This window comes from Pseudoalteromonas sp. Isolate6, from assembly GCF_022398435.1.
In the GTDB taxonomy this organism is placed as follows: Bacteria; Pseudomonadota; Gammaproteobacteria; order Enterobacterales; family Alteromonadaceae; genus Pseudoalteromonas; species Pseudoalteromonas galatheae.
This window is the reverse complement of the sequence record NZ_JAKEVK010000294.1, coordinates 1-4208: the sequence shown is the minus strand read 5'-3', so window position 1 is coordinate 4208 and position 4208 is coordinate 1. Positions and strand designations below refer to the sequence as shown.

The 4208-nt window shown below is 41.7% G+C and carries 2 protein-coding genes, 1 rRNA gene and 1 pseudogene; all 4 read right to left on the bottom strand.

Annotation, left to right across the window (positions count from 1 at the left end; translation table 11 throughout):
* A partial coding sequence (locus L1D50_RS21960) for a PAS domain-containing hybrid sensor histidine kinase/response regulator (protein ID WP_239966837.1) occupies positions 1-1326 on the bottom strand: 1326 nt, incomplete at its 3' end.
* A gap of 364 nt (positions 1327-1690) precedes the next feature.
* Positions 1691-2623 (bottom strand): annotated as a pseudogene (locus L1D50_RS21955) (YifB family Mg chelatase-like AAA ATPase); the annotation flags it as partial.
* A 17-nt stretch (positions 2624-2640) separates the two neighbouring features.
* On the bottom strand, positions 2641-3255 hold the full coding sequence (locus L1D50_RS21950; RefSeq protein WP_128727552.1) for a trimeric intracellular cation channel family protein: 615 nt from the start codon (positions 3253-3255) through the stop codon (positions 2641-2643).
* Between the two features lie 768 nt (positions 3256-4023).
* Positions 4024-4137: ribosomal RNA gene (rrf, locus tag L1D50_RS21945) — 5S ribosomal RNA — on the bottom strand.
* Positions 4138-4208 lie beyond the last annotated feature (71 nt).

Below are 4208 nucleotides of genomic sequence, written 5' to 3'. Positions count from 1 at the left end.
ATTGATATCTAATAAAATAATATCATAGGAATTTTGCTGAATAAGCTTTAGTGCCTCTAATCCATCTTTGGCTTTGTGCAAACTACTGCAAGAAGAGTCCAGCATCTTTTCACCAACAAGCAAGTTGATGGCATTGTCATCGACCAGCAAAACTCGACCAAGCTCAACATTTGAAGTGCTTGTACACTCCTTTGAGTTTATCTCCTCTATGGGCGTCGCAACCCGAGCGGGTATTATCACGGACACCTCAGTTCCGTTACCGACAGTGGACTTAATAGAAAACTCTAAATCAAGGAGTTCACATAAATGTGAAACAACATCTAACCCTAACCCCGTGCTGTTTACATCATGAGAGCGTCTTTTTTCTCCTTGCTCAAAAGGCTGCAAAGCCTTACTTACATCTTCAATCCCTACACCAGTGTCTTTAATTAAAATCGAGCAAAAAGGGCCTGATTTAGATGTCAATATCGTCACAGAACCTTCATCTGTATACTTGATAGCATTGCTTACAATATTACTTAGTATTTGAAGTAGTCTTACTCTATCTGTGTCAACAACTACATTTAGACAATCTTTAGTGTTCACAGATAACGTCAGGTTTTTAGCTTTCGCTGTTTTGGCGAACAAAAAGTGAAGATGGCTTAGTAAACTTGAAAGCGATACAACCTCGATACTTATCGCTAATTTACCTGCATCTATTTTAGCTAAAGTTAATATGTCATTGAGAATACGCTGAAGCTGATCCCCACAATTCAAAATTGTACTTAAGTCCTCTTTTATACTCTCATTAGCCGTATCAGCCAAAAGAGATTCAGCAACACCTAAAATACCGAATAGAGGAGTTCGAATCTCATGAGACATTCGGGCGAAAAAATTATCCCTAGCTGATAGCGCATCAATAGCCTTTTGCTCGTTTAACTTTAACTCTGTCACATCAGTATGAGCACCAATCATTCTTATCGGTTTATCATTATCATCACGAATAATAAGTCCACGGCAGCGGATCCAAACAGTATGACCTAACGCGTGGCGATATCTAACGATTTGGTCATAAGGGTAACTTTGGTCTTCTAGGTGCTTATCAAAATTTTCAAGAGCTGATTTAAGATCATCTTGGTTAATGATATCTTGCCATTCTGAAGAATAATGCTGTTTAGTTGATGGATCGTAGCCGAGTGTAGTCCAGAACTTCGGACTCATCCACTCCTCTTCGGGCTGCTCTAAATTCCAGTACCAGAGACCATCAAGAGACGACTCTTGAATGAAATTAAAAATATGCCTGTTTGTCATTACTTTATGATAAAGCTCGTTTTCCAATCGATTCATTGTTTCTAGCTTTGTGTTCTTCGGTCACTACAAATATTAGTCAAGAGAAGGCCATGTGGCTAAATTCATTATCAACTTTTTAAGTGAACTATAGAGTGAGTCTAATACAAAATAACGGCTTTCAACTAAACACAAGTCTAGGCGTGTCACTTGCCTACAGTAAAACTCTTTATCAATGTAATTATGTTATAACGATGTGTATCTTGAATTAGCGATCTAATTGTCAACCTTTTTAATAAGAACTACCAAGTTTGGGAATTCCATATACATTATGACTAGTTACTGTCAAAGAAACGTAGAAAGTATCCAAGTTAAACAGATTATCAAATTAAGTGACTCATTATCATGCAGCGTGATTTCTTACAAATTCTGGTAATTCGTCCAAAAATAGAACACCATTATTTGACAGTGATATCTCACCTGGCTTAGGGTTCGACGAGCCTCCAACCAAGGCTACCGCAGAGCAAGTATGATGTGGAGCTCTAAAAGGCCTTGTTTTCCAGTTCGACTGACTGATTGTTTTTCCGAGTATGGAATAGATAGAAGCTGTTTCTAGCGCCTGATTATCCGTCATTAATGGCATTATCGTGGGTAGGCGCTGAGCAAGCATCGATTTTCCAGTGCCAGGAGGACCCAGAAATAAAACGTTATGTCCACCTGCCGCAGCTATTTCTAGTACTCGCTTCGCCCCCTCTTGTCCCTTCACCTCAGCCATATCCAGCAAGCTCCCACCTGAAGCTTGTATATTTAAATCGTCTGGGTAGAGTTGATTAAACATAAGTGATTGCTGGCCGCTTAAACCTAACCATGCTGTACGTAAGCAGCTTATAGCAACACGATTGGCATCAGCGGCAAGGCTCGCAACTGCATCGTTACTAATTGGTAGGTAAGCAGTTCGCCCCATCTTCGCTGCTGCAATAACAGATGGCAAAATGGCAGTGACCGTCCTCAGTTCACCATTTAACGCAAGCTCACCATAAAATTCTTTATCAGCAATAGCATGGCTATCTAACTGTCCTGATGCAACGAGAACACCTAGTGCGATTGCAAAGTCAAAGCGCCCCCCTTCTTTGGGTAGATCTGCTGGTGCTAAGTTTACTGTGATACGCTGTTCTGGAAATAAAAAGCCAGCATTAACAAGCGCACTACGGACGCGTTCTTTGGCTTCTTTAACTGAGGTTTCGGGTAATCCAACAATACTAAAGGCAGGTAAACCGTTGCTAAGGTGTACCTCAACAATTACCTCAGGTGCGGTAATACCAACTTGTGCCCGAGTGAAAACTCTTGCTAAAGACATCCATGTCTCCTAATTACTTAATATTTATATTTAAATACGTGTAACACCAAGTGGTATCGCATAGCCGCTAATCTCAATAACAAGGTTGCAGCCATAGACAATACCATTACATATTCCGTTGCCATGCCCAATTTAATTGCTTGAGTATAGACTACCCCACCAAAAATACAGGTGATCGCGTATAACTCTCCTTTTAGAAGAAGAGGGATCTCTCGGGCTAATACGTCTCTAATGACCCCACCAAAACACCCAGTCAATACACCCATGATCACAGCTGTAGTATCAGGCATTCCAATACTTAAAGCCTTTTGTACACCCATTACGGCGAAAAAAGCAAGTCCAATGGCATCAGCAACCTGCAGTACAGTTCTTGGAATATTTTGATGCCGATTTAACCACCATATACTCACAGCGACAGCAAATAAAATAGCGTAAATATAGCTAGTATCATGAAGCCAAAAAACAGGTTGATCCAAAATCAAGTCTCGTAATGTTCCCCCCCCGATACCAGTTACAGTCGCAAGGACAATCACACCAAAGCCATCCATATGTTTACTATGCGCGATTAAGGTTCCAGAGATCGCAAAAACCATAACCCCCAAGAGATCAAACCAATGATAGAGTTCCGACATTTCGTAATTAGTTGTGAAACAAAAGCAAAATCATAACGAAGATCTCACACAAAAGGTAGTGGGATCGCCAACATTTACAGTTTTCAATGTCCTAAGTAAAGTGTCTTTATAAAGTATTTAGGATGAATGCTGTTAATCAACCTTTAATAAGGCCCTGGCTCGCTACGAAGTAGGATGTTTTATTCTTTTTGTTTGGGAAGCCCAACAGCTCGGTGGGTAAACCACCTCCGACCATACTGCTCTGTGCTGATGTGGTGGTAGGAGCGAGTTCACCTCGCGATGTGTTGATTGCTTGTGATATGTTCTTTTCAAATCCCACATAGCAAAAAAACCGCTGCATTGCTGCAACGGGTTTGACGTACATGGAGGTACTAATGTCGATTAGAGCCATGGATGAATACTGTTAATCGACCTTCAATGAGGTCCTAGCTCGCTACGAAGTAGGATGTTTTATTCTTTTTGTTTGGGGAGCCCAACAGCTCGGCGGGTAAACCACCTCCGACCACGCAGCTCAGTGCTGATGCTGTGGTAGGAGTGAGTTTACCTCGCGATCTTTAATAAGGCCCTGACTCGCTACGAAGTAGGATGTTTTATTCTTTTTGTTTGGGAAGCCCAACAGCTCGGTGGGTAAACCACCTCCGACCACACTGGTCAGTGCTGATGCTGTGGTAGGAGCGAGTTTACCTCGCGAGATTTTATATCTCAAATCTCTATGCCCCACATAGCAAAAAACCCGTTGCATCTCTGCAACGGGTTTCTTTAATAAGGCCCTGACGATGTTCTACTTTCACATGGGAAGCCCACACTATCATCGACGCTGTTTTGTTTCACTTCTGAGTTCGGCATGGGGTCAGGTGGTTCCAAAACGCTATGGTCATCAGGAAATCTGGGTGCAAATGTCTAATGACATCGTGCCTCGCACGAGCATTCCATTTGCGCAAGGTGAACCGATT